This is a genomic window from Methanospirillum hungatei (assembly GCF_019263745.1).
Taxonomy (GTDB): domain Archaea; phylum Halobacteriota; class Methanomicrobia; order Methanomicrobiales; family Methanospirillaceae; genus Methanospirillum; species Methanospirillum purgamenti.
This window is the reverse complement of the sequence record NZ_CP077107.1, coordinates 909,288-934,401: the sequence shown is the minus strand read 5'-3', so window position 1 is coordinate 934,401 and position 25,114 is coordinate 909,288. Positions and strand designations below refer to the sequence as shown.

Below are 25,114 nucleotides of genomic sequence, written 5' to 3'. Positions count from 1 at the left end.
CCGGATATTTCGTGACAGATCCCTGCCTCTCATGTGTTGAAAAAAAATGAATTATTACTGATTCAATTTCGATGAATTACGAATTTTTCAAAAAAGGAGTATTTAGCAAGTGGTATGTGAAAGCACCTCTTTCGGAAGGGTGACATTCTCACCATATATCCCTGAGCCGAGCCACCAGGTATTATCCACTGCTTTAACAAATCCAAGTTTCTTTTCAACGGAGTTGTTGTGTGCTGGATTCACATAATGAAAAACGACAAATCCTGATCCATTCAAGGCAGTATCCCGGAGATTTCTTATAAAATACTCATTTCCTGCATCAAGTTCTTCCAGTCTGCTTTTTCCGATTAATTCGGTTTGGAGGGGGTGGGCAATGGTGATTCCGTCAAAATCATAGGCATAGATGTAGAGATTTCCTCTGAAGAATGAACCATTCCGGTTACTAAATTCAGCAAGGACATCTTCCTTTTTATTATCACGTGCATATGTAACTGCTTCTTCGACAAATGCAACCATTTCTGCAACTGGTTCATCAAGAGTAATTCTTCCAGTATCCTCAAGAGACTTATTTTCTGATAGTGATTGAACTGACGTATTGGGCGTTTGGTTGGGGAGATCTGCTGATGATTGTAATAAACAAACATTCATTAGAATGAGACCCATCATGTAAAATCTCTTCATACAGGGTATATTGGTGTTTAAGATACATGGTTTTATCGCACCATTCAAATTTATTCTCGGGACATTTTTCGCACCAGACACCTATGCTTCTCATAGACATTATTGATTTGAAATGATAATGTATAGGAGATGGAACGTTCGGTATCAGATGACCTGGATGAATCAAAAGAAAATGTTTTGACTGATCCACCTTTTTATCTCCCGGAATTTGAAGAATCATACCGGTATATCATCGATGATTATGATGTTCCTCCCCGGGACATTGCAATATTTATCCCCTGTGCTGTACGAAAACCATATAGCTCAAGTCCAAGTCATCGGATAATGAGAAAGATAATAGATGATGTCCTCAGTCCAGAGCAGTATCATATCGTAATTTTTGGAACCTGTGGCATTCTTCCCTCAGAGCTGGAGACGATGTATCCGTATGCACATTATCACTACATGCTTGGGAAAGTAAAAGACCAGAAAATTCAGGAAGATTTTCTCAGAATAGAAACCGACCGTGTTGCCGGATATCTTAAAAAAACCAGGGATGTCTATAAACGGCGGATTGCATATTGTATAGGTCCGTTTCGAAAAGCGTTTATTCAAGGATCGGAACGGGCAGGAGTTCAGATTGATCTCATCCTCCCAAGTAAGGATATTATTGATAAAATTATGGAACTTGATTGTCCGTTTCAGGAAGGAAGTCTCAATATGGAAGAGTACCTGGAAGAGTTCCATTCCGGTCTGATGCAGATCCGTGATATGAAATGAGGATTATTGGTATTCGATCCCATGATGTTTTCTAATATAATTAATAACTTTTTCTGACTGAATCCACCGGCGATCCAGTTGGGTTATCAGATCATCTATCTCTTTTATTTGAATGGTGACAATATCCGCAATTTTCGGGCAGTATATTTCAACCTGTGCTGCAATAACCGTGAGCGGATTTCTAATCCCGTCATTTAATATAGACATCTCCGCAAAGTTCTTCTGAACCTGCTCAAGTGCCATGGCCCGTTCCTTTTCTGATTGTCTGAGTTCTTCTTCAGACTGAGCCAGCTGTTTATAGGATTTGAGAAGTTCCTCATGTTTTTCAATAAGTTTCTGTTCAGCTGCCACCTGCTTGGTGATGTCTGTGTGAGTTCCGACTATCCGAATAGGATTTCCTTCCAAATCCCGTTCGATAACCTGCCCTCTTCCTAATATCCAGATGTACGAACCATCTTTACACCTGAATCTGAATCTTATATGAAATCCGTTTTCCTTATGAGCTATTGCATCATTGAGAGCATGAATTGTATCTTTCCGATCGTCCGGATGAATATTCTCTTCCCAACTTGAATATTGAGCGGTGAATTCATTTGGTTCGTACCCAATCATCCGGTAATACTGGGGTGAAAAGTATACTTTTCCTTTCGCGATATTCCAGTCCCATAATCCTTCGTTGACCGCCGTCATGGTCAGATGGAACCGCTCTTCACTCTTTTTGAGTGCTTCGGTTGCAAGCCGCTCCTCTGTTACATCCTGGTTAATAACAAATGCACCAACGATGGTATCATGAGAATCCCTGATTGGAACTGCCCAGTTTTTAATGATTTTATGGGATCCATCAAATGCTTCTATCTCTAATAATTCTTCACTCGTTGTTTTCCCTTCATTCACTGCATAGCCTAACGCCCATTCATTTGGTTTGATCTCCTCATGGTCTGGTAGTTTCCAGCCTTTAAAGATGCCATATTCGTCTTGTCCAACCTGGGGATGAGCAGCCCATATCTTCTGACCTGCAGGATTTCCAAACAAAAGTTGCCCTTTTTCATCAGCGAGCCATAAGCCGATAGGGAGTGTCTCAAGAACAAGTCTGAACCGTTTTTCACTGGTTTGTAACTGCTCAATCAGGTTTTTTTGGTCTGAAATATCGATATGGGTTCCTATCATCCGGACAGGTTTGCCGCTTCCATCATAGGAGATAATTTTTCCTCTGGAAAGAATCCATTTCCATGAACCCTGTTTTGTGCGAAAACGGTATTCTATTGAGTATGCTTCGTTTTTCCCAGTAAGATAATCATGGTAAGCCTGCTTCATTAACGTCCTGTCATCGGGGTGCACCGTGGAAAGCCACCAGTCATATGATACGTCAACTTCTCCGGGTTCGTATCCGAACAGATGGTAGTACTCTTCATTTGCTGAAATATTACCGGTCTTAATATCAACATCCCATAGTCCCTGGTTTGTTGCCATGAGCGAGAGCCGAAGTCGTTCTTCACTTAATCGTAATTCTTCTTCTATTCGTCTCTGCCGAACAGCCTGACATATTTTGGCATGGAGTTCTGTATATTGAGCCTTTACGTCACGGCCTTTTTGCAGGTAAAAATCAGCCCCGGAGTTGAGGGCATCAATAACAACTTCTTCTCTTCCTCTTCCGGTGAAGATAATAAATGGTATCCGGTTTCCTGAAGAACGAATCCTCTTTAAGAGCTCTATTCCATCCATCCCGGCCATTGAATAATCGGCAACAATGGCATCATATCTTTTTTTCTCTAAAAGCTCCAGAGCTTCTGGTCCGGATTTTACTGTATCAAGGATAATATCCTGAAACTTCTCAAGGAATAATTTCGTTGGTTCATGAAGAAATTCTTCATCATCAACATAAAGAACGAAAATCGGGGTATGTACAGTAGGATATGTCATGGTATTGGGGGATATACCAGTCAGAGCCTGATTGGTGTATTATAGATTCTTTGAATACTATTCCTGGAATTACTACTTCATTCTCATATGTATTAGTATCTTTTCAAAGAATTATGTCTTATGAGTGATGAATGGATGAACCTGGATTCTTGTGAATTCTGATGGTTGGGAAAAAAGGTGTGGGAGATGAAAATGGTATACTTATTCCTCAAGAGTTGATATGTCTCCAGGATCTACTCCCATCTCTTTTGCTTTTAATACTCGTCTCATGATCTTTCCGCTTCGTGTCTTTGGTAATTTATCCATGAACTCTATTCCGGAAGGCATGGCTATCGGACCGATTGTCATTCGCACGTGGTACGTCAGTTCTGAAACCAGTTTCTGGCTTGGTTCATACCCTTGTCTAAGGATGACAAATGCCTTTACTGCCTGTCCTTTCAGATCATCTGGCACACCGATTACGGCAGCTTCTGCAACTGCTTCATGGGCGACCAGTGCTGATTCCACTTCTGCTGTTCCAAGGTTATGTCCGGAGACGATGATGATGTCGTCAGATCTGCCAAGGACCATGATATACCCGTCTTCATCTTTCACTGCAAGATCTCCGACAGTATACCAGTTTTTGATCTGGTTCCAGTATTGCTGGTACCGTTCTTCATTCTTATAGACGGTTCTCATCATGGATGGCCAGGGTTCTTTTATGACAAGGAGTCCTCCCTGTCTGGGTGGGACCGGGTTTCCCTGCTTGTCAACAACATCTGCAACAACTCCAGGGATTGGAACTCCGGCAAATCCTGGTTTCATGGGTTCACCCAGTGGTGTGGTTATCATGTGCATACCGGTTTCTGTCTGCCACCAGGTATCCAGGACCGGGCACTTGTTTCTGCCAATGACCCGGTAGTACCACTCAAAAGCTTCCGGATTGAGCGGTTCACCGACTGAGCCGATTATCCGAAGCGAGCTCAGGTTGTATTTATCTGGCCATTGTTCGCCTATCCGCATAAACATCCGGATTGCTGTAGGTGCAGTATAGAAGATTGTGACACCAAACTCTTCGATTAGTTTCCACCAGATTCCTGGGTCGGGGTAATCCGGGGTGGTCTCTGTGATGAGAACCGTTGCACCGACGGACAGTGGCCCGTAGACAATGTAACTATGTCCTGTGATCCAGCCTGGATCTGCAGTACACCAGTGCACATCGTTCTCTTTCATGTCGAAGATGTATTTACAGGTGTAATGGGCTCCCACCATGTATCCTCCATTTGTGTGAACGATCCCTTTTGGCTGACCGGTTGTCCCGCTGGTGTAGAGGATAAATAATGGATCTTCGCTGTCCATCTCTTCTGGAGGGCACTCGTCACTGACTCCTTCCTGGATGGCATAATAATCCACCTCCATCTCTGAGTAGAGCTCGACAGGACATCTCTCTCGGCTGAGAACGATGATCTTTTCAACGGATGGTGAATTTTTGACTGCATCATCCACGATACTCCGGAGTGGGATAAATTTACCCCGCCTAACTCCCACATCAGCAGTTATGACTATTTTTGCTTCAGCATCACGGATTCGTGCATGGAGTGCTTCTGCTCCAAATCCGGCATAAACGATGGAATGAACAGCTCCGATACGGGCACACGCAAGCATGGCTATGACATGTTCTGGAACGAGTGGCATATACAGACATATCCGGTCTCCTTTTTGAACGCCCAGTTTTTTCAAGGCATTTGCAAACCGCATTACTGCCCGGTAGAGCTGCCGGTAGGTGTAGATCTCCTCTTTTCCCCGTTCTCCTTTCCAGATGATGGCAAGTTTATTTCTTCTGCCATTTTTTACATGCCGATCCAGACAATTTGCAGAGAGATTTATTTTTCCTCCACAAAACCATCGGGCATTTGGCCAGTTCCAATCCCTGACTGTGTCCCATGGTTTCATCCAATCTAATTCCTGAGCTTTTTCTGCCCAGAAACCTTCAGGATCTGAAAGAAATTTCTCATACGCCTTCTTGTAATCTCCAAGCGCTGAGTTTTTCAGATAGGATGGATCAGGGATGTAGGTTTTTGCGTCCAGTTTTACATCGAAATTTTCAGCCATCATTGCACCAATTTTTTTCTTTCCAATTTCTTTCCGGCTTTTTCGTATGTTTTACATCAGTCCGGGTATGATCAACAATGAGATAATTGCTGATCGCATGATCAATCGTGTAGAATTAAAATTTATAAAATATAGTATTTGTCGTACAATTACGTCGATCATAATGAAGTCTCTAGAATGAGTTGAATTTTTAGAATCGAATGAGATTGAACGATTCATAAACAATACTATTTATCTTAATGCTTTATCTCAAAAAGTAGGTAATATTTCATTTCGGTATTTCGCGCAATGTCAGTCATTTCAATTATGTATACATTGAAAAAAATAAAATCTGTATTGATGTTGCAGGACTCTCCAAAAACGGAAGGCATAAATTTTAATAATTAGATGTAATGGTTACAATTGCTCTGATACAAATACATAGTTCACCATTTTGTCTCAGACCCGTATGGCTTGAAGAGGATGGAACTCATGAACAGAATAAACAATACTGATCTGAATTTCGTGCCCCAGAGCCTGGAGCAATCATGAAAGATGGAGGGCAGCAGGATCTAAAAAAGATGAATTCCGTCCTGCTTGTGGCCTTACTTCTTATCATCCTTTGTTTCTCTGTTATATCTGTTTTTTTAACGTTTTTTATCCTGGATACGTATCAGTCATTTGAAATAAATGATATGACATCCCGAATGAATCATTTTTCTGAAAATTTGAATAATTCCATCAGAAATATTGAACGAACGGTTAGTGATTATTCGGAATGGGATGATACGGCTCTGTTCAGTGAAGGAAAATTTATTGATTATCCAGAGCAGTTATTAATTAGTGATTCATTTCAGGCAATGAACATTGACATTGCTGAATTCTTTAACTCATCTGGTCACCCTATATTTTTAGAAGATTATTCAAATCATAAATCTGGCAAATTCCTCTTTCGACCCGAGTTAGAGGCATATTTTAATGCTAGTTATCCAAAGTACGATACTGATGTACATGATTCAAAAACCAGGAATTACTTAATTTTTCATACGAATAACCTATCAGGTGTCCTGGTTTCACATCTTATTTCATATCATACAGAACCTAAAAAAGTCAGTGGGTATCTTGTTCTGGGACGATATTTTAACCAGACCTACCTGAATGAACTATCTGTTTTTTTAAGCCAGCCTGTTCAGCTTGTTGATTCATCTGAAACCGATTCTATTTTTCCAACATCTACAATTCAAAATGGTCAGCCTTCAATTGCCGTCCATATTGAGAATGAAAGTACAATTTCCGGATATCTAAGGGTCATTGATCCGATAAGCCTGGAATATACCACTTTTAAGATCACGTACCCGAGAAGCATCTATCAGGAAGGTTTCTCCGCTTTATCCTCGTATCTTCTGCTCATTATAGGACTCATGGGTGTTTTTGCTATCCTGACCGTTCTTGGAATCAGATATTATTTCCGTCATGCTGATTCTTCAGCAAAATTGGCAAAAGAAAGAGATTATTCTTATCAGAAAATAATTGAGGAGATTGAGGATGCCTATTTTAAGACAACTCCTGAAGGAAAAATTCAGTTTGTCAGCCCAAGTACAGCGAAAATGCTTGGATATTCAGATGCTTCAGAACTTGTCGGGCGATACATATTTGAAATGTACCAAAATCCTGATGATCGAAACAAACTGAGTATGCTCCTTTTTTCAAAAGAAGAGTTACGGGATCAGCCTGTGGTACTAAAGAGAAAAGACGGGTCATTGGTTTTTATCTCTGCAAATGTGCACCTGATCTATGATGAACAGCATAATGTCATTGGGATCGAAGGGATCGCTCATGATAATACAGATAATTTGCTTGTCAAAAAGGCTACACAGGAGAATGAATCATTTTATCGTCTGATATTTGAAAGTGCAAATATTGGCCTATTTCAGACCAACTCCCAAGGGGGTGTATTATTGGTCAATCCGGCTCTTGCCTCAATGCTTGGATTTATAAGTCCGGAGGAGATGAGAGAGGAGATAACAGATCTTGTCCAGGATCTGCATCTTGATCCAGATGAATATGCCATGTTAGTAAATCTCCTGAATATTCATGGTGAAGTCAGGAATATGGAGTTCTCTCTTAAAAAAACCGATGGCACACCTATCTGGCTGAATTGTAATGTTGTTGCTATTAAAGACATATATGAAAAAACAGCAACTTATTTCGGGACAGCTATTGACATCAGTGAAAAGAAGATCATCGAATTAGAATTAATCGAAAGCAGGCAGAAATTTCAAAGTCTTTTTTATTTCTCTCCGGTAGCGATTATTGTGTATACGAACAGGGGTGAGATGGTCGACCTAAACTCCACCGCTATCTCTCTGTTTGGTCTGTCAGAGCATAGTATCCCTGAATCCTATCCCCCGTTTTATCTTGAGTATCTCACATCATCACAAACTGAAGACTTGGAAGCAGGAAAAGTTGTGAGTATGGATATAAAAATGGATTTCTCTCTCCTGAGATCAAAATTTGAAGTCCCTGCAACAATAACCGGAATTGGATATTTCAACATGATAATTACTCCAGTTCCGAACAAGGAATCAGGAGAGGGGTGGTTATTTGTACTCATTACTGATATTACAAAAAGAAAAATTGCAGAGATTGCACGAAATATCGCGATAGGACGGCTAAAGGAAGCAGAAAAAATTGCAAGTCTTGGTCATTGGGATCTTGATCACCGGACCAATTCATTATACTGGTCTGAATCGGTATACCAGATATTTGAGAAGAGTCCATTCGATTTTACCCCTTCCTATCCATCCTTTTTATCATTGGTTCATCCGGGTGATCGGACCATGGTGGATAACGCATATTGGTCACATGTCAACAATCATGAACCCTTTGACGTTGTTCATCGGATTTTGCTCTCTGATAACCGGATAAAATATGTCCGAGAAGTAAGTAAGACAGATTATTATCCAGATGGAACTCCCCAAAAATCTGTGGGGATTATTCATGATATCACCAGCATCAAGTTCTCTGAGCTGGCACTTCGTGAAAGTGAGCTGAAATACCGGCAGATGTTTGCGAATGTTTCACTTGGACTGGTGCTCTTTGAATTTACTCCTGAAGGGATTCCTGGACTAATTATCGATGCAAATCCGAAAGCAGAAGAGATGATTCATAAATCGCTCAATGAAATTCTTGAGATGAAAGGAGAAATCCGATCCTTTATTCCATTCTGTGATACTATCCATATTTCAGACCTGAAAGTAAGTAGTTCAGACATTTGTGCATTTGAATCTGATTTAAACCGTGATGATAATAAAAACCTCATCGTTCATGTAATCATGGATATTTACCGGTTGGCAGACAAAGTAGTCGGCCTTGCAATTATTGAAGATATCACTGAAAAACGCCACTATGAAGAAGAAAGGGTAAATCTTATCGCTCAGATTGAAAAGAATCTTGCAGAACTTGCAATATTAAATGATGGCATCAGAAATCCGCTTACCATAATCACAATGGTAGCGAATGAATTAGAAAATGAGACATTATTCTCGGTCTTACATCAGGTACAGATTATAGATGAACTGGTCTCCCAACTGGACAAACGATGGCTGGAGTCAGATAAAATTCTTCGATATCTCCAGAAATATCATAATGTACATTACAAAAAAGATATTGAGCGTTAATATCCGACAGGGATAAGACCCGGATTATTCCCGGTGATACAGATACCCCCCTGTTTTGTAACAACAAACGTGTTTTCAATTCCAACCATTCCAACATGGGGTATTCCTTTTTTCGGTTCAAGAGCAAAGACCATGTTTTCTATGAGCGGTTCATCAAACCCTTCGGCAATGACTGGAACTTCATCCACCTGGAGACCGACTCCGTGCCCGAGGAATTTTACTCTTCGATCTTTATATCCCATGAAATTTTGTAAAAATGATTCTTCCAGGCCACCCATGACAGTCCGGTAGATCTCAGAGGGAATATTGCCTGGGACCAGAAGGGATGCCAGGGAATTTTGTATCTCAACACATCGGTGATGGTGCTCTATCGCCTCTTTTGGCAGTTCTGATCCAAACATGTATGTCATGGTCTTATCGGTATGGTACCCTCCAACCCCACATCCGACATCAACAAAGACAAGATCACCTTTTTTTAACTTTCTATTTCGATCACCCAGAAGAGGGACTGCCGGACAAATACCCCGTGATCCCCCTGGTCCATCAAAGTAGGTAGGGTAGAGTGTATTTTCTCCAAATCCGATCTGTCCGAGGAGCATCTCTGTGTTAAACATACCAAATCTGGCAATCCCGTGATGTCCTTCATCGACAAGACGTGCATACAATTTCCCCGCAAATTCTGTCTCGCTCATGCCTTCAGATAGCATATCTGGAACGGAATCTTCAAGAACATGAGCATGGATCTGTCCTGATTTTTTTAGCAGGGATAGTTCAAATTGACTTTTCACCGATCTGACCATCCCAACCTCTTTATCAAGTGATGTGACCTTCGGGATGGGAAAGTGTTTTGTAAACCGTTGATATAATGCAAGTGGAACTAGTTCGGTTTCGAGAAAAACCATATCCGGAAGATGTTTGTATTCTCGTGCTGCATCACGAAAACTCCCCATTTTTTCTATTCTGGGAAAGTCTGATTCATCACAAGCCCGCTCATAACTTTTTCTGACCCAGAGAACAGGCTCATCATCCCTGGGAATACAAAGCATACTGTCCTGCATTGTCCCGGTAAAATAATACAGGTTCACATTTCCGAAAATGACTGCGAATTCCCAATCCGGGTGTTTGTTGCTCATCCTGTCTTTGAACCGTCTCATCCTGTCCTGAAGTTCAGGAGCTGGTACCCGGCTTTCCATACCTATTGGTTGGATGTCCCCCATGATAGGATCTGTCATGGGTCATATGATTCATATCAACCGCTAATCCGTTTCATTTATCTACATAATCGTTCATTATCATACATGGGGTTCCGGTTTTCAGTTAATTCGATAAATAAAAAAATATTATATGCAGGATCTCTTTCTCTTCTTGTCGTTGCCGGCGTTATTATCCTTTTTGCCGCAATTTCTACCTATACTTCATCAATTTACGATGCAGAAAAAGAATTGCAAATTTTGGCAGATTCAGAGGCTGAGAAGGTGATTTCTGTTTTGGATGAACCCATGAGTTCAGCAGAGGCGTTATCTGAAGTAATGCTCGGACCATATAGTTCTGGTAAACCAATATCCCGAAATGATGTCATTTCTGTCATTGGAGGCATTATGAAAAACCATCCGCTTTATAACGGAGTCTATACGATGTGGGAAGCAGATGCCTATGATAAGGCAGATGCCCGGTATGCCGGAATCGATGGATATGCAGGTTCTGGTCGGATGAATGTATACTGGTACAGGGAAGGCGACGTAATTGAGCGGATGATATACGACGGGGCCTCTGATGACGTGGTTACTGATTATGGACTGGATTACTATACAATCCCTGCCAAATCCCACCAGAAAACACTGACAAATCCCTACGTTGAAGAGGCTCTCAATCCTCCGGTACTTATGGCATCCACTATAGTCCCGATAATGTATAATGATACATTCTTAGGGATTACAGGAGTAGATGTTACGCTGGCTGATATTGATAGAATAGCAGATGAAAGTAATCTCTATGATGGCCAGGGTATTCTTGCTATTATCAGTAATGACGGAACCATTGCCGGTATCAGCGGTGATATCGGGAAGGTGGGGGAGCCATTTACATCAATTGCTCCTGCATTGGGGATCTCTGAAGAAGAATTGACAACGCTTCTCTCTGACTCGACAGGCAATACACTTCATCTTGGCCACTTTGTTGGAGATCAATCAGAGATCAGTATTGGGGATCCCTCCTTGTCATGGAAAGCATTCGTCTTTGTGCCATCCGGAGTGCTAACTGCATCAGCCATATCCCTGACCATTATCCTGGTCATCTTTGGGATTTTGATATCTGCTGGTGGAATTATTCTCCTCTTTTTTGTAGCCCGATCAATTACCCGTCCTATTCAGCAAATAACCACTGCAGCAACCAGACTTGCTGAAGGGGATCTCTCCTGTCGTACTCATCTGATAGGTGATGATGAAGTTGCTGTTCTTGGACAGACCTTTGATACCATGGCGTCGCGTCTTGAAGAGACGATGGAAAAGGTAACTCGTGATGGGGAAGATCAGGCTGCGGTCCTCTGTGAGATTAATGGTATTGCACAGGCTGCATCGAATGGAAACCTGAATATAAGAGGTGATACCAGTCGTTTTGGTGGGGAATACCGGCATGTTGTCGAGGCAGTAAACAATACCCTTGATGCAGTTGTGGATCCGGTTACTGAAGCGATGCGACTCGCAGTTGAGTATTCGACTGGCAATTTTGCTGCACGGTTTGATCAGAATGTCAGGGTATGTGGAGATTTTATTTCTTTCAGATCAGCACTCGATTCCATCGGCGTTCAGCTTGGACAACTTTTTGGTGATATATCCGCCCAAATCGAGTCATTAATGACTGAAATGGAAGAGTCTAATGCCAGTGTTGAAGAGATAGCATCTGCTTCACAGGCGATTGCACGGGGAACGAATGAATTGAGTATTCAGGCAAATCGTTCTATGGAAGGCATTACTCATATTCGGGAAACTGTTCTGGATGTGACGATGATTGGTTCTGATATTGCAGGGCAAACAGCAGAAGCATCGACCCTGGTAACAACATCTCAACAACTGTCTGAAAAAGGATCAGAGAGCAGTCAGCTGGCTGATGATGGAATGCGTTCAATCGTCCTCTCACATGATGAAACTGAGAGAATTATCGGAGAGATAACTTCTGAAATGGATAAGATCGGGGATATTGTTCGGATAATTACAGATATTGCTGACCAGACAAATCTCCTTGCTCTCAATGCTGCAATAGAAGCTGCACGGGCAGGAGAAGCAGGAAAAGGATTTTCAGTAGTTGCCGGAGAGGTAAAAGCCCTCGCACTTGAATCACAGAAATCAGCAGAAAAAATAAGCGGTATTATTTCTCTTCTCCAGGGACGATCCAATCTGATGAAACAGGCGATTAACGTTTCACGGCTTAATATTGAAAACGGTAGTACCGCAGTTCATGATACGCTCCAGATCTTTTCAAATTTAGCCTTTTCAATAGACGATATCGCAAAGCGGATTGTATCCATTGATAATGCAAGCCATAACCAGATGGCAGCATATGAGAAGGTCAAAGAAAATATTGCCCTCCTGAATGAAGCGTTTCATAAAACTATCAACGAATTAGGAAACACTGCTGCACTGACAGAAGAGAATTCTGTATCACTAGACTGCATTGCCCAGTCAATTCAGGAAGCTACAAATCTCATCGATAAAATATCCCGGGATATGACACAGTTTAAAATATAGATCATTTTTTTGTGATTCTTACCTGAACGATCCTCTTTCCCTTTTTTGGTGTGCCTGGTTTTTGATAGGCGGTTGATTTCTCAGGATGTATGTCTATCTGATTTTTCTGGTCCTATGCCCTACACTCAATCATGAAAATCCGGGATCGAATTGCTGAATATTGCAGCTCACTAGGTATTTCGATGGTTGGGTGTGCACATGTGAAGAGATGGGAATCTCCTCTGTTTGAGCCCTGGATTCCAAAACAATTCTACCCCCATTCAATATGCCCTGAAGCACATACGGCAATTGTCATAGGACTTCCTATTCACCTGCCCTCTATAGAAACTGCTCCGTCCATTTGGTATAGAGAGGAATATAAAACAGTCAATGCCTTATTGGATCAATATACCTGGCATCTTGCGTCTTTTCTGAATGATCTCGGGTATCCTTCGGTTTCAATTCCCCGTGACGGGTATGGGGATATCAAGACATTGCTCGTACAGCCCCTTGCATTCTTTTCTCATCGTCATGCTGCTGTTCTTGCAGGCCTTGGGACTTTTGGCCGGAATAATATGGTGCTGACTAAAAAATGGGGTCCACGTGTCAGGTTTGGTACAGTTCTCACCGGAGCAGAAATGGAGTCTGATCCACTCATCTCATCTTCACTCTGCACTACGTGTAATGCCTGTATCCGTGCATGTCCGGTATTTGCTCTTTCAGAAGATGATTATCCCGAATCGTTAACTGACAAAGCCGCTTGTGCAAATAGGAGTGCGGATCTGAATAAGCACTTCTTGTCACCGTGTGGAATCTGTATAAAGGTCTGCCCGGTAGGAGAAGATCGAATGTTATACGATCGAACCAACATACGCATGTACGAGGACAAGGCCAATTATCCGGGTTATCACAGGGGATGGGATCATGTACGATCATATGGCGGACTTCCTGAGAAGCCAGGAGAACCATAGATGGCTGATACCAAATTCGTATTTTTTTTCAATTATTGAACTCCGATTCTATGGGCATCACCTGAAAAGGATGTGGAATGAATCGCCATTGCTGAGAATTTTTTGTATTCTCTGGTTGTGAACCGATTAAATCAGTCTTAATTTTTGTCCTATGGTGGATTGTCACGACAAACCTTATATGGTACTCTCACCATGTTTATGTGCAGACGAAAGAGTAAATTCTGACAATAGTTTTTGATACTTATCGCTCGGTTCGAAAAGGTAATCTCACTGCTATTCTTGGTAATTCTCTGGCGCAATGTGATTTTGATCACGGCGGCCCCAACAGTTATGCAAAAGCCCATAAGGGACTATCATGGAAGGAAAGAAATTATACGTAGGCAACCTGCCCTACTCCACTAACGAGAGCCAGCTCAGCGAACTTTTCTCTACCTATGGAGAGGTTGTCAGCGCCAAAATCATTGAGAACAAAGGTTTTGGATTTGTCGAGATGGGAACACCAGAAGAAGCCCAGGCAGCACTTGATGCCCTGAACGATACCGAATTTGACGGAAGAACCATGCGTATTGATGAAGCACGCCCAATGCAGCCACGCCGTGACTTTGGTGGAAACCGAAGCGGTGGTTTTGGCGGTTCATCCGGCGGCTTTAACAGAAGACGCTACTAATACCAACAATATCATCCTTTTTTCTGGATTTCAGGAAACGTTCTGAAATATTGTATTGAAAAGAATTTGTTTTTTTATCTCTGTCTAATACCCGGTTGCATAAAAAAATCCGTCTTCATTGTGGATTTTTACCTGGACTTCGAAGACAGAACTAATGTAACCATCGATAAGAACGTCCTCTTTTGAGCCGTCATGGAATATTTTTCCATCTTTAAATAATACAACCCTTTTGATCTCTGGAATTATATCCGGAAGGGAATGGGTGACGAGGATGATAACCGTCTTTCCTGCGATTTTTCTCATAGTAGTCCGAAGCATATGAAGAGCGTGCAGGTCAAGACTGTTTGAAGGCTCATCCAGAATTAAAACGCGGGGATCATGGACCAGTGCTCTTCCAATGAGGAATCGTCTTGCTTCTCCTGATGACATGTCTGAAAATGAGCGGTCTGCAAGATGTATAATCTCCAGAAATGTACAAATATCTTCTGCTTTCTTTTTCATATCTGGTGTAATTGTATGAAAGAACAGACCAATACTACTGAAAAATCCGGATAATACTACGTCCATTCCTGATATGGATCTGGTAAAGGTATGTTGCAGATCCTGAGATACATATCCGAATTGAGACCGCAAGGAAAAGACATCCCATCGTTCCTGTCCCCATGTTTTGAAGACCGTACCTGATTCAGAATAAACCGGATAATGCTCCCGAAGGAGTGTTTTTACAAATGATGATTTTCCTGATCCGTTCGGACCCAGAATGGCGATATGTTCGCCATCAGGTATCTGAATTGAGAGAGAATCCAATACAAGATGGCCTTGAACAGCGACAGAAATATTTTGAAAATCTATAAACGGTGCTGGTTGATTCATGGGTTGCTTCCTTTATGAATGATCTGGAATGGTTCCGGTCCATGTCCTTCATGAGAGTGAAGATGAGCATATCTCCATGTACCGGATGGAATTGTTATCTCAAATCTGGCTCCGATGCCAAAGGTTCCCGTCTCGGTGATGGTTATCTGCGTAACTGCAAGAATTTCCCGGGCAAGGGTGAGACCAAGACCAGTATTTTTTCCATATCCCTGTTTGAAAATCTTCTCTTTTTCTTCTGGTTTTATTCCCGGTCCATTATCTTCTATGATAATGAGCAGACTTCCATCCTGCTGCTCTTTTGAGATAATTGAGATGTGAGTAAGACCGGTTGCATGTCGAATGGCATTTTCAAGCAGGTTATATATTACCTTAACCGAGAGGGGATCAGCAAAAATATCTGCAGGTAGGAGAGAAACAGTAATCTCAATTTCATCGTGATTGATATCTTCGATAGCCTTTGAAATCATGTGGTTCAACGATTGCCATCGTGGTTCATGAATACCAACATTTTGGTAGTCCCGTGAAAAGTGGAGATGCCTTGTTACTTTCCCAATGAGATCAATACAGGTGTTCAGGACTTTCTTCCTGGTCTCTTCATCTTTTTCTTGCTTGATAATTTCAAGATAACCGGATATGGCGGTCACAAGGTTACTGATATCATGACGAGTAAGTTTGTTTAATTGTGATATCTTCTCATTTGCCAGTTTCAAAGCTTTCTCTGAAAATTTTCTCTCGGTTATGTCACGAATGATCAGGATCATCCCTGCGGGTTTATCATAGGGATCAGTGACGAGTGATCCTGACACACTCATCGTTGTAATCTCATTTTTATCCGGAATTACTTCAAAATCTGAAATACCCTTTTTTGTTTTAATTGTTTCAAGGATTGTTGAATATGCCGGTTCAGGGATCGGAGTCCCGTGAAACGTTCCCGGATTTTCTTCCCAGGTTCCGGAAAGAAGGATTGTTGCCTTTTTATTTGTTGTAATCACCCGGCCATTCATATCGGTAAGGATTAGCCCGTCAGGCATGGTCTGGATGATGTTTGTTGCAACAGTCTCCGGGCTGAGCACGAAAAGTCCGTATTTTAAGATTGCATATGAAATAGCGATCGAAAAAAGGACTATGCCAATAAAAACAAGATTTGGGATATATATACCAAACATCGGAAGGATGATGACTGATTGTGAACCAAATCCAATAAGGATGAGCAGACCGGTGCTGATTGAACTGGCTTGTCTTTTAAATTTGTCATCTCCTGCTGATTTTCGTGATTGAAATCCGACATAGACCGACCAGAAAAGAATAATCAGGAAATATACTGTTGCACAGATGTAGATCGGATCCCCAAATGACGGCAGATAATAATACCGGGATTCAGGAGAATAGTCAACTGAAAAGATATGTTCTGAGGTGATATTGACGATTGCCAGAATGAATGCAGGGATGTAGAGAATCAGTGCCAGATAATGAAATCTCCCTGATTTTGTTAGTGGATGATCTGCAAAAGTCAGGAGAAAATGAATGCATAAAACAATAACAATAGTCCAGAAAGAACTTGCCTTTAACCAGAAAAAGACATTTTCATAACTATTCTGGTGCCATATCAAAAATTCTCCAACGGCCCAGTAGGATGCGCCAATGTTTACCAGGAGAAACAGAAAGTTTACCTTGGACCCTGGATTTTTTGCATAGACAAAGACTCCCAGACCATACGTGATGATGGCAGATAGTATGCAAAATGATCCAAGTATGGAAACAGCATCCATGGTTATCACCCCCAAAACCAGTAATTTTATAATAAATCTCCTTTTTCCCCTTCCCCACAAGGTATAAAAAGAGATAAGAATTCAACTAGATACATTACTTTCTCATCACATAACCCTTTTCATCACCAAATTTAATTCCTGTCGCTCATGTACTCATATATGGTTTCTCTTGATAATCTTCCCCAGGCTGATCGGCTTCTCTTTCTTGCAGCATGTTGTTTTATTATCCTGGCCGGTCTTAAGATGGCAGGAGGATTTATTGGACCGCTTCTCATGTCTGTATTTGCAGCGATTATCTTTTCATTTGTTTCACTCTGGTTTCAGAAAAAGGGATTTTCCCCTCGTTTGTCCGGGTATATTGCGTTTGGACTCTTTGTTGCCTGTCTTATCGGAGTAGGGCTGATGGTTGTTCTTTCTCTTTCTCCGTTAATTTCGCACATTCCGAAAATTTCTGAAGGGATATCATCAAATATGCACATGCTGCAGGGATATCTCTCACAATTTGGCATTGATCTGGGCACAATAATTCCGGCTACTCAGATGACCGGATCTTTATCGGCATTCTCGCCAGATGCATTAAATTCTATTATCGGCCAGGTCTCAACTCTTTTTATTGTGCTCTTTACAACCCTTTTCCTTCTTCTTGAAGCTACCTTGTTTTCAAAAAAGATAAATACGGTTCTCGGTTCCTATAAACAGGAGTTAGCCGACCGGATAACAGAATTTGGCTCTGTCGTTATTGAGTATGTGATTATACGTACCAAAGTGAACTTTGTCACCGGTGCAGGATTTGGTATTGCACTTTTCATTCTCGGTGTCCAGGATGCGTGGTTATGGGGTATTCTGATGTTTATATTAAATTTTGTGCCTTATCTTGGTTTCATTATTGCAGTATTACCTCCCACATTTCTTGCATTGGTGGATATAGATCCAATAACTGCGATATTGGTGCTGATAATTGCAAGTCTTATCAATCTCTTCTCTGAAAACATCATATTTCCCGAACTTGCAGGAAGAGGTATGGATCTATCTCCGGCAATAGTCTTCATCTCTATGGTGTTCTGGGGGTATTTTCTTGGAGGTTCTGGAGTTTTGGTCGCAATTCCACTCACCGTTCTACTAAAAATGATCCTTGAGAGTTATCCGGAGACCCGTTGGGCTGCGATGATCATAGGTACTGGTCCGGGTGATGATGGTTCAATACAAAAATAATTGAATTTCATACATTTTTACGAATCGCCATCTTTTTTACTCTTTCAGGAGAGGTGTAGGTATGAATACAGAAATCTCCTGGGATCCAGCAAGAATGGAGTTTAAACCTGTCACGATGACTGTGGTGCATGATGGTGGGATGAGTTTTTCTGCAACAACAAGCACTGGTCTTACTATTCCAATTGATGCTCATGTTCATCTGGGAGGGAAAGGAAAAATTCCAAATCCAATAGATTATCTTTTTGCCTCACTTGGTGGATGCATTGGAATTAAGATTCTATTAGATCTGGGTGATAAAGGACTTGCCCCTGAATTATTAAAAATTGAGACGAATGCGATACGAAAACAGGATCTTCCAGCAACCTTTGAATTTGTCCATCATATTATCACCCTTACTGGTGCTTTCTCTGATGAAATTATCTCCGATACACTTGAGAAGACAATGACACTCCTTTGCCCGATAGCGGCCATTTTTGGAGAGACTGCCAAGATGACCTGGGAGTATCGGATACTCTAATCCATAAGGTGAGAATCATGGTGATCCGGATATTCGGATCAAAGATCCATTTTTTTATTCTCTTATTATCGCATCCGAGTGCTTTGGAGTAATTCTCTGACCCGTTCTATCTCACCGAACTTTTTCTCATATGATCCGACAATAGACTCTTTCAGTTCATCAAGAATATCATCCAGATTTTTTGCCAGATGGTATACTTTCATGGGTCTGCCTTTATTTTCTGTTATCTGATGAACGATGTGAATCCATTTCCTTTTCATCAGATCCGTTATTGCGATACTCACTTCAGGCTGACGGAGATCTGTTATTCGTTCAATCTCACGGGAGGTGAGATCAATATCCTTAATCAAAATTGTCAGCACCCGGGCACTATTCCGCTTAAGCCCGATATCCCAAAATAAGTCTGCAATCTCCTCATCCCCACTGGAGAAGTGCAGACCATAGTCGCCCCCCATCAATCCCTCAATATTATATTATGTGAATAATATATGAGATACTAGATAAATTTTCGGATCTGTACTTCTGATAATGACTTTAGCTGGTTTGACATAGTTATGCAAAAAGTGTTTCATAATTTCCGACTCCCTCAATTTTTTAAGATTTATAAAATATGAAAAATTTCGGTCCATTGATTTTAATTTTCGGATTTTTCTATCAAAGTTCGAAATATCATGATTATTGGCTATCAGCCGGTTTTATGATGGATAAGATCGTTGTTGATATGAGGCCATGGTGATTTCTGTTCTCTATGTAGATGATGAGGAAGCACTCTGTGATCTGGCAACCCGGTTTTTGAATAAGGAACCTGATATCTCTTGTGTTAGTGTTACTTCAGCGAAAAAAGCCCTTAAGTCTCTTCAATTCGAGCAATATGATATCATTGTAACCGATTATCAAATGCCCGGAATGGATGGTCTTTGTTTACTCAAGGAATTATCTATCCGCAATATTGATATTCCTGTGATCCTGTTCACCGGGCGCGGACGAGAGGAGGTAGCCATCGAAGCATTCAACCTTGGAGCAACATTTTATGTCCAGAAAGGTGATCCGGTAACGGTTCAGTTTCAGGAACTGATTCATAAAATTCGAATTGGCGTTGACCGAAATCGGACACGGAAGAAATTAATTGAGAGTGAACAGAGATTTCGCAGTTTTTTCACCCACACCTTGTTAGGAAGTGCAATTCTCGATGCGGATGCACGAATTATCGAAGCGAATGAGTATCTGTGTTGTCTGTTAGGGTATGATAAAACTGATCTGGTGGGTACATACTGGCCGGATCTGTTCAACAAAGGGATGGACCGTGATGCTGGTGAGGAAAAAAGGAATTTCAAAGGGATCAGGACCGGGCAGTATGATACGTTGTATCAAAAACCTGATGGTACTTTTATTGCTCTTCGAATCGCTCTTTCCCCTATCCTCGAGGATACAAAAATATCCGGATATAGTCTTTTAATAAGCAACATCAATGCAGAATATGAATTGAAAGAGCGATATGAGGAACTAGTGGAAAGCAGGACGGTAGTGAGTGAACATGAGAACAGTATACGGACGGTTTTGAATGCTTTGGATGATTGTGGGCTGTTATTAGATCTTTCCGGGAATATATTATATTTTAATACCAAAGCAGCAGATTTTCTTGGTATATCTAATGATTCTGGACATACGGTCTTATTTGATTATCTCACTGAATCTGATCAAAAGATTCTAAATAAAGGGTTCTCCCTCGCACTTCATCTTGGCGAAGATCAGTCTGTTATCACAGTAAATGGGAATCAAAGGTATGAGTGGACTGTTCATCCCATAAAAGAAAGAAAATCTTTTGAAGGAAGAATTGTTCTTTTTTGTCGTGATATTACAGAAATTCATGAGATAAAGGAAGAACTTGAAATCAGCAGGGAGCGGTATCGCCAGTTTGCAGAGTTTTTACCTCAGTCATTGTTTGAGATCAACCGGGATGGAACTATAGCCTATCTCAATCCACATGGCAGAACCGTTTTTCAGGTAACACATGCTGATCTCTCACAAGGGATACATTATGAGCAGTTTATCCCCGAACAGTATCGGGAATTTCTGCAAAATTATGTTTATGAGTCATTTCTTGGAAAAGATGGCGAGCCTGTTGAGGTTCAACTCCTTCGTGCCACTCAAGAGATCTTCCCTGCATTTATTCAGACGATTTCAATTCGTGAAAAAGGTGATATTACCCGAATCAGGGGAATTGTAATTGATCTTACTGAAATTCGCCAGGAAGAACAAGCGAGACATGAGCTTGAAGAAAAGTACCGGACACTTATAGAAAATGCCAGAGAGATTATCATTGTTTCGCAGGATGAAACGATTCAATTTGTAAATCCACTTGGTGCTTTGGTCACCAAATACAGCCCTGATGAATTGATTGGAAAACCGTTTAGTCAGTTTATCCATCCTGAAGATAAGCAGTTAGTTTATGAAAATTATGTAAGAAGAATTGATGATCCGACGTACCAGGAAGATTATCTTTTCAGATTTATTGATCGTGAGGGAGGCATTCACTGGGTAAAGACTCATGCTATTAGGATTGTGTGGGAAGGAAAACCAGCAACCCTGAATATGCTGAGTGAAATTACTGAGCTCATTCAGGCACAGGAAGCTCTGAAAGAATCAGAGTCAAGATTATCTTCTGTCCTCAATTTTCTTCCAGATCCAACATTTGCTGTAAACAAGAATGGAGAGGTGATAGTCTGGAACCAGATTATTGAAGAGTTTTTACACACTTCTGGGAACCAGATTCTTGGTCATCATAAAAATGAAGTGGCGAGATTATTGTATGGTGTTCATCGCCCCCTTCTCGTTGACCTGCTAGAAAATGAGGGTATTGATATTCCTGATAATTATCAGATTCACCGCCATGAAAAAGACATGGTTATTGCTGATGTAATGATTGTCAATCCTGAGGGAGCTCCGCAGTATTTATGGGGGAAAGCGAGGCCTCTTTATAACCAGAAGGGAGAGGTCATTGGTGCGATAGAATCAATTCGTGATATTACTGATCGAAAAATGATTGAAGAAAACCTCACGATGGTAAACCAAAAATTAAATCTCTTCAGTTCAATTACGAGGCATGATATTAGAAATCAATTAAGTCTTATTTTTCTTGCAATAGATAATATTTCCACTGGTTCTTTGACTCTCTTCAACCAGGAATATATAAAAAAAATCGAAGAATCATCTGTTAGAATTCAGAATTTTATAGATCTTGCTCGTGAATATCAGGAGATAGGAGTATCAAAGCCTGTTTGGAATCCAGTTTTACAAACTTTTTTTGATGTAGCATCATCCCTCAATTGCGTCGTCTCATGTGACCCGGGAACCTGCAAATGCAAGAATGTGTATGTTTACTCTGATCCATTAATAAAAAAGGTTTTTTTTAATATCGTTGATAATACTGTGAAATATGCAACCAGAACACCGGAAATCTCTGTGAAATGTCAGGAAACAGTTGATGGTCTTATCTTTACTATCATGGATAATGGGCCAGGTATTCCGGAAGGTGAGAAGGAACTCATTTTTACAAAAGGGTATGGGAGTGGGACCGGACTAGGGCTATTTCTTGTTAGAGAAATTTTGGGAATTACTGGCATGCAAATCAGGGAGACCGGATTATATGGAAAAGGGGCCAGGTTTGAAATTCTCATTCCGCCTGGAAAATATCTGCACAGATAAATATTTTTATTAACTCATAGTATTATTTGTAATTTGAGGTTAACAGACATTATAAATAGTTCTCCGAAAATGTAATTCTGGGGTAGTTGTATGACAGATTTGCCAATTGCAGCAGTTGTAAGAATTGCAAAATCGAGTGGGGCTGAACGTGTAGGAAGCGATGCAGCAGCGGTATTAGTTGAAAAAACCGAGACCTATCTCGGAAAACTTGTTAAAGAAGCTAATAAACTGGCGCTACATGCGGGAAGAAAGACAATTAAAAAAGAAGATATTGAAATGGCTCTAAAGTCAATTTGAGTCTTTTTTTGTGTAAATTCCCAGATATTATTTTTCATGGCTGCGCATTTTTTGAAATGTGAATTAAGAGGGATTTTTTCCGCGATATGATTTACAAAGAAGATCAAATTCTTGGGTCTCGAGTTTTTAGATGATTTCGTAGGGGATGACAGAATACTTTCTAATAGCAGGGCTTCCAATGTAATAAGGCGCGAGGGTACCAAAGCCTGGCCAAATGGGCCGGACTTAAGATCCGGTTTCGAAGGAATCCAAGGGTTCAAATCCCTTCTCTCGCATATTTATATTTTATTTTCTTTCTTTTGGGCTTTTCATCAAAGGGTATTCATTATATTGAAAGTAGATCGATTGAATGTATACTGAAAGATATCCCTGATTCATATCAATGTAATAATACCTAGTTTAATTAGTCGTTGGAAAAAATATTGCACTGTCGGAAACCAGTCAATATTTATAACAATTTTTTGGATATTATACCAGTTATCTAAATGAAACATTCGTGTTCATTTCGTTCAGACAGTATCAGAACTAAATGGGTATAGTTTAACCTCTGGTTATGTACCTTTTTTTAAGAGGATTACATCTCAATTAAGATTTGAAATATTTGAAGTCCTTTTAAATTTTATAGGGAAAATAAATTTCACTGATGTACTTTTTAAGGGTTGTTGGAAGAATTATCTTACATACGATTATAGATCTAACAAGATGAATTAATATTTATATATTTACTTGTGAAAAATAAAAATCTGCGAAGATAAGTTAAATTTTTATCCTTTAATAATTAATACGATATATATTTGGATGGGTGGCTTATGAAACGAAACAAAATAATTGGGATATTATTCTTTATTAGTTTGATATTTCCCGGAGCATTTGGTGCATCGGTAGAGATCGGTCCGGATATTTTGTATGGGAGTATGCCGGTTACAATATCTTATGACGGTTTTGAAGATGAGGAAGATTACTTTTTAGCATTTCAACCAACTTATGTCTCTGAAGGAGATAGATTCACTGGTTTAATGGGTGATTTAGAATTACCATTTAATAGTTCAGATGTAGCCTTTTTCTCTATTGATGGAAAATATACTGAATTTTCATTTGATTTTGTCTCTGGAACATTGGACCCTTCAGGATTTGATGAAGGGTATTTAATATTTGAGTTAATTAAAAATGCTTCAAATCCGGGAGATGAGGTCACAATGGCATATTTGATAAACGGTATGAAAGAAAGCGGAAATCAAGAGGATGTCATTCGGATGTGGCCAGACTTCCATCCACAAAAAGGTGTATTACATGTGATTGTCAATTTGGGGGATAATTACTATGAAAAAGAGATACCTTACCAACAGGATGTTTATGTCCCATATGTAGAATTAGATGATGTAACGGTTCAAAGTGGGAATTCTGCAATAGGGGATCTTTATCTCTATGATTTAAGCCAGGGAATATCCCTGTATAATGTCACAATCTCTATGGAAGATCCGACAATTGGGCATTTCACCAATGCTCAGTTACCATCCGGATTTATCGGGACACCCAATATAGCAAGTAATACAATTCAGGTGAATGCAACAACTTCACTTAAAGACCCCATTTATAATGTTCAAATCCTTAATATTACCTATCTTGGGTTGAATCAGGGTTCGTCTCAAGTAAATGTGACTATTAATCGGATCATAGATGGTGAGGGGAATGACTATCCGATTGGAGATGATTATTCTGGAAAACTCACGGTTACACCACCACCACCACAACAAATTGATTTCATAGGAACACCAACCAGGGGAATAGTTCCGTTTGATGTAGCATTCCAATACCTTCCGGCTGATTCTCCGGTTTCATTTAACTGGAGTTTTGGTGATGGAACACCGAATGCTACGGTCAGAAATCCTGTTCATACCTATTGGACCCCAGGTTCTCATGATGTAACATTAACCGTAGACCGGATTTCTGATAATGATACCAAAACTAAAACAGGATATATCGAGTCTAAGCAGGTTCCAATTTGGTTTAAATCAAATCTCACCACTGGATCTGCACCATTGCTAGTCTCATTTAATGGGACAACAGATAAAGTTTCAACGAATTGGAAATATTCTTTCGGGGATGGCAAAAATGGAAATGAGCCGAATATGACTCATGAATATACAACTGCAGGAACATATACCGTAAAAGCCACCGCTGAAATTAATGGAGTTATCCGGAGTGCAATACGATACAACTATGTTAAAGTTTCGTAAATAATGAAATATTCAACTTTATCTAATATTTTTG

17 protein-coding genes and 1 tRNA gene are annotated in these 25,114 nt (G+C 40.5%); 11 read left to right on the top strand and 7 right to left on the bottom strand.

The annotated features are described in order from the left end of the window. Positions 1–102 precede the first annotated feature (102 nt). The gene (locus KSK55_RS04350) at positions 103–666 is read right to left on the bottom strand and encodes a cache domain-containing protein (RefSeq protein WP_256664175.1); all 564 of its coding nucleotides are present in this window, start codon (positions 664–666) and stop codon (positions 103–105) included. A 144-nt stretch (positions 667–810) separates the two neighbouring features. Between KSK55_RS04350 and KSK55_RS04345 the strand changes: the two genes are divergently transcribed. Further along, positions 811–1,440: a DUF5591 domain-containing protein gene (locus KSK55_RS04345; RefSeq protein ID WP_218608323.1), complete on the top strand. Its 630-nt coding sequence runs from the start codon at positions 811–813 to the stop codon at positions 1,438–1,440. Positions 1,441–1,443: 3 nt separating this feature from the next. On the opposite strand, the gene KSK55_RS04340 is transcribed toward KSK55_RS04345, so the two are convergent. Both KSK55_RS04340 and acs read right to left on the bottom strand, forming a co-directional pair. Next, positions 1,444–3,360, bottom strand: coding sequence for a PAS domain-containing protein (locus tag KSK55_RS04340; protein ID WP_218608322.1), 1,917 nt, complete (start codon positions 3,358–3,360; stop codon positions 1,444–1,446). Between the two features lie 201 nt (positions 3,361–3,561). Beyond that, positions 3,562–5,451, bottom strand: coding sequence for an acetate--CoA ligase (gene acs / locus KSK55_RS04335; RefSeq protein WP_218608868.1), 1,890 nt, complete (start codon positions 5,449–5,451; stop codon positions 3,562–3,564). A gap of 527 nt (positions 5,452–5,978) precedes the next feature. On the opposite strand from acs, the gene KSK55_RS04330 reads away from it, so the two are divergent. Further along, a complete protein-coding gene (locus KSK55_RS04330) occupies positions 5,979–9,110 on the top strand; it encodes a PAS domain S-box protein (protein ID WP_218608321.1) in 3,132 nt (1,043 codons plus the stop codon). Here KSK55_RS04330 and KSK55_RS04325 read toward each other — a convergent pair. Further along, positions 9,107–10,303 carry a M24 family metallopeptidase gene (locus KSK55_RS04325; RefSeq protein ID WP_218608867.1) on the bottom strand — a complete coding sequence of 399 codons (1,197 nt, stop codon included), beginning with the start codon at positions 10,301–10,303 and terminating at the stop codon, positions 9,107–9,109. The two genes, KSK55_RS04330 and KSK55_RS04325, sit on opposite strands and share 4 nt — an antisense overlap. Positions 10,304–10,408: 105 nt before the next feature. Here KSK55_RS04325 and KSK55_RS04320 point away from each other — a divergent pair, with 105 nt between their 5' ends. The 3 genes from KSK55_RS04320 to KSK55_RS04310 all read left to right on the top strand — a co-directional run bounded on the left by KSK55_RS04320 (position 10,409) and on the right by KSK55_RS04310 (position 14,470). Beyond that, positions 10,409–12,853 carry a methyl-accepting chemotaxis protein gene (locus KSK55_RS04320; protein WP_218608320.1) on the top strand — a complete coding sequence of 815 codons (2,445 nt, stop codon included), beginning with the start codon at positions 10,409–10,411 and terminating at the stop codon, positions 12,851–12,853. Positions 12,854–12,984: 131 nt separating this feature from the next. Then, entirely contained in the window at positions 12,985–13,803 is an 819-nt protein-coding gene (locus tag KSK55_RS04315; RefSeq protein WP_218608319.1) for a 4Fe-4S binding protein, read from the top strand. A 355-nt stretch (positions 13,804–14,158) separates the two neighbouring features. Further along, complete coding sequence (locus KSK55_RS04310) at positions 14,159–14,470, top strand: RNA recognition motif domain-containing protein (protein WP_214418967.1); 312 nt, start codon at positions 14,159–14,161, stop codon at positions 14,468–14,470. 84 nt (positions 14,471–14,554) lie between these two features. Here KSK55_RS04310 and KSK55_RS04305 read toward each other — a convergent pair whose 3' ends face one another. Then, positions 14,555–15,343 (bottom strand): ABC transporter ATP-binding protein, encoded by a 789-nt coding sequence (locus KSK55_RS04305; RefSeq protein WP_218608318.1) that lies wholly within the window; start codon positions 15,341–15,343, stop codon positions 14,555–14,557. Continuing rightward, on the bottom strand, positions 15,340–17,112 hold the full coding sequence (locus KSK55_RS04300; protein ID WP_218608317.1) for an ATP-binding protein: 1,773 nt from the start codon (positions 17,110–17,112) through the stop codon (positions 15,340–15,342). The genes KSK55_RS04305 and KSK55_RS04300 overlap by 4 nt, the downstream gene beginning before the upstream one ends. Before the next feature lie 147 nt (positions 17,113–17,259). On the opposite strand from KSK55_RS04300, the gene KSK55_RS04295 reads away from it, so the two are divergent. After that, positions 17,260–18,324 (top strand): AI-2E family transporter, encoded by a 1,065-nt coding sequence (locus KSK55_RS04295; RefSeq protein ID WP_218608316.1) that lies wholly within the window; start codon positions 17,260–17,262, stop codon positions 18,322–18,324. Positions 18,325–18,385: 61 nt separating this feature from the next. After that, positions 18,386–18,841, top strand: a complete 456-nt coding sequence (locus KSK55_RS04290) for an OsmC family protein (protein WP_218608315.1) — start codon at positions 18,386–18,388, stop codon at positions 18,839–18,841. 65 nt (positions 18,842–18,906) lie between these two features. Here KSK55_RS04290 and KSK55_RS04285 read toward each other — a convergent pair whose 3' ends face one another. Continuing rightward, positions 18,907–19,296, bottom strand: coding sequence for a MarR family transcriptional regulator (locus KSK55_RS04285; RefSeq protein ID WP_218608314.1), 390 nt, complete (start codon positions 19,294–19,296; stop codon positions 18,907–18,909). 274 nt (positions 19,297–19,570) lie between these two features. Between KSK55_RS04285 and KSK55_RS04280 the strand changes: the two genes are divergently transcribed. From KSK55_RS04280 to KSK55_RS04265, 4 genes are all read left to right on the top strand, one after another. Beyond that, on the top strand, positions 19,571–22,546 hold the full coding sequence (locus KSK55_RS04280; RefSeq protein ID WP_218608313.1) for a response regulator: 2,976 nt from the start codon (positions 19,571–19,573) through the stop codon (positions 22,544–22,546). Between the two features lie 90 nt (positions 22,547–22,636). Continuing rightward, positions 22,637–22,843 (top strand): histone family protein, encoded by a 207-nt coding sequence (locus KSK55_RS04275; RefSeq protein WP_214418960.1) that lies wholly within the window; start codon positions 22,637–22,639, stop codon positions 22,841–22,843. 190 nt (positions 22,844–23,033) lie between these two features. Beyond that, positions 23,034–23,118, top strand: a tRNA-Leu gene (locus KSK55_RS04270). A gap of 534 nt (positions 23,119–23,652) precedes the next feature. Further along, positions 23,653–25,080 carry a PKD domain-containing protein gene (locus KSK55_RS04265; RefSeq protein WP_218608312.1) on the top strand — a complete coding sequence of 476 codons (1,428 nt, stop codon included), beginning with the start codon at positions 23,653–23,655 and terminating at the stop codon, positions 25,078–25,080. Positions 25,081–25,114: the final 34 nt, after the last annotated feature.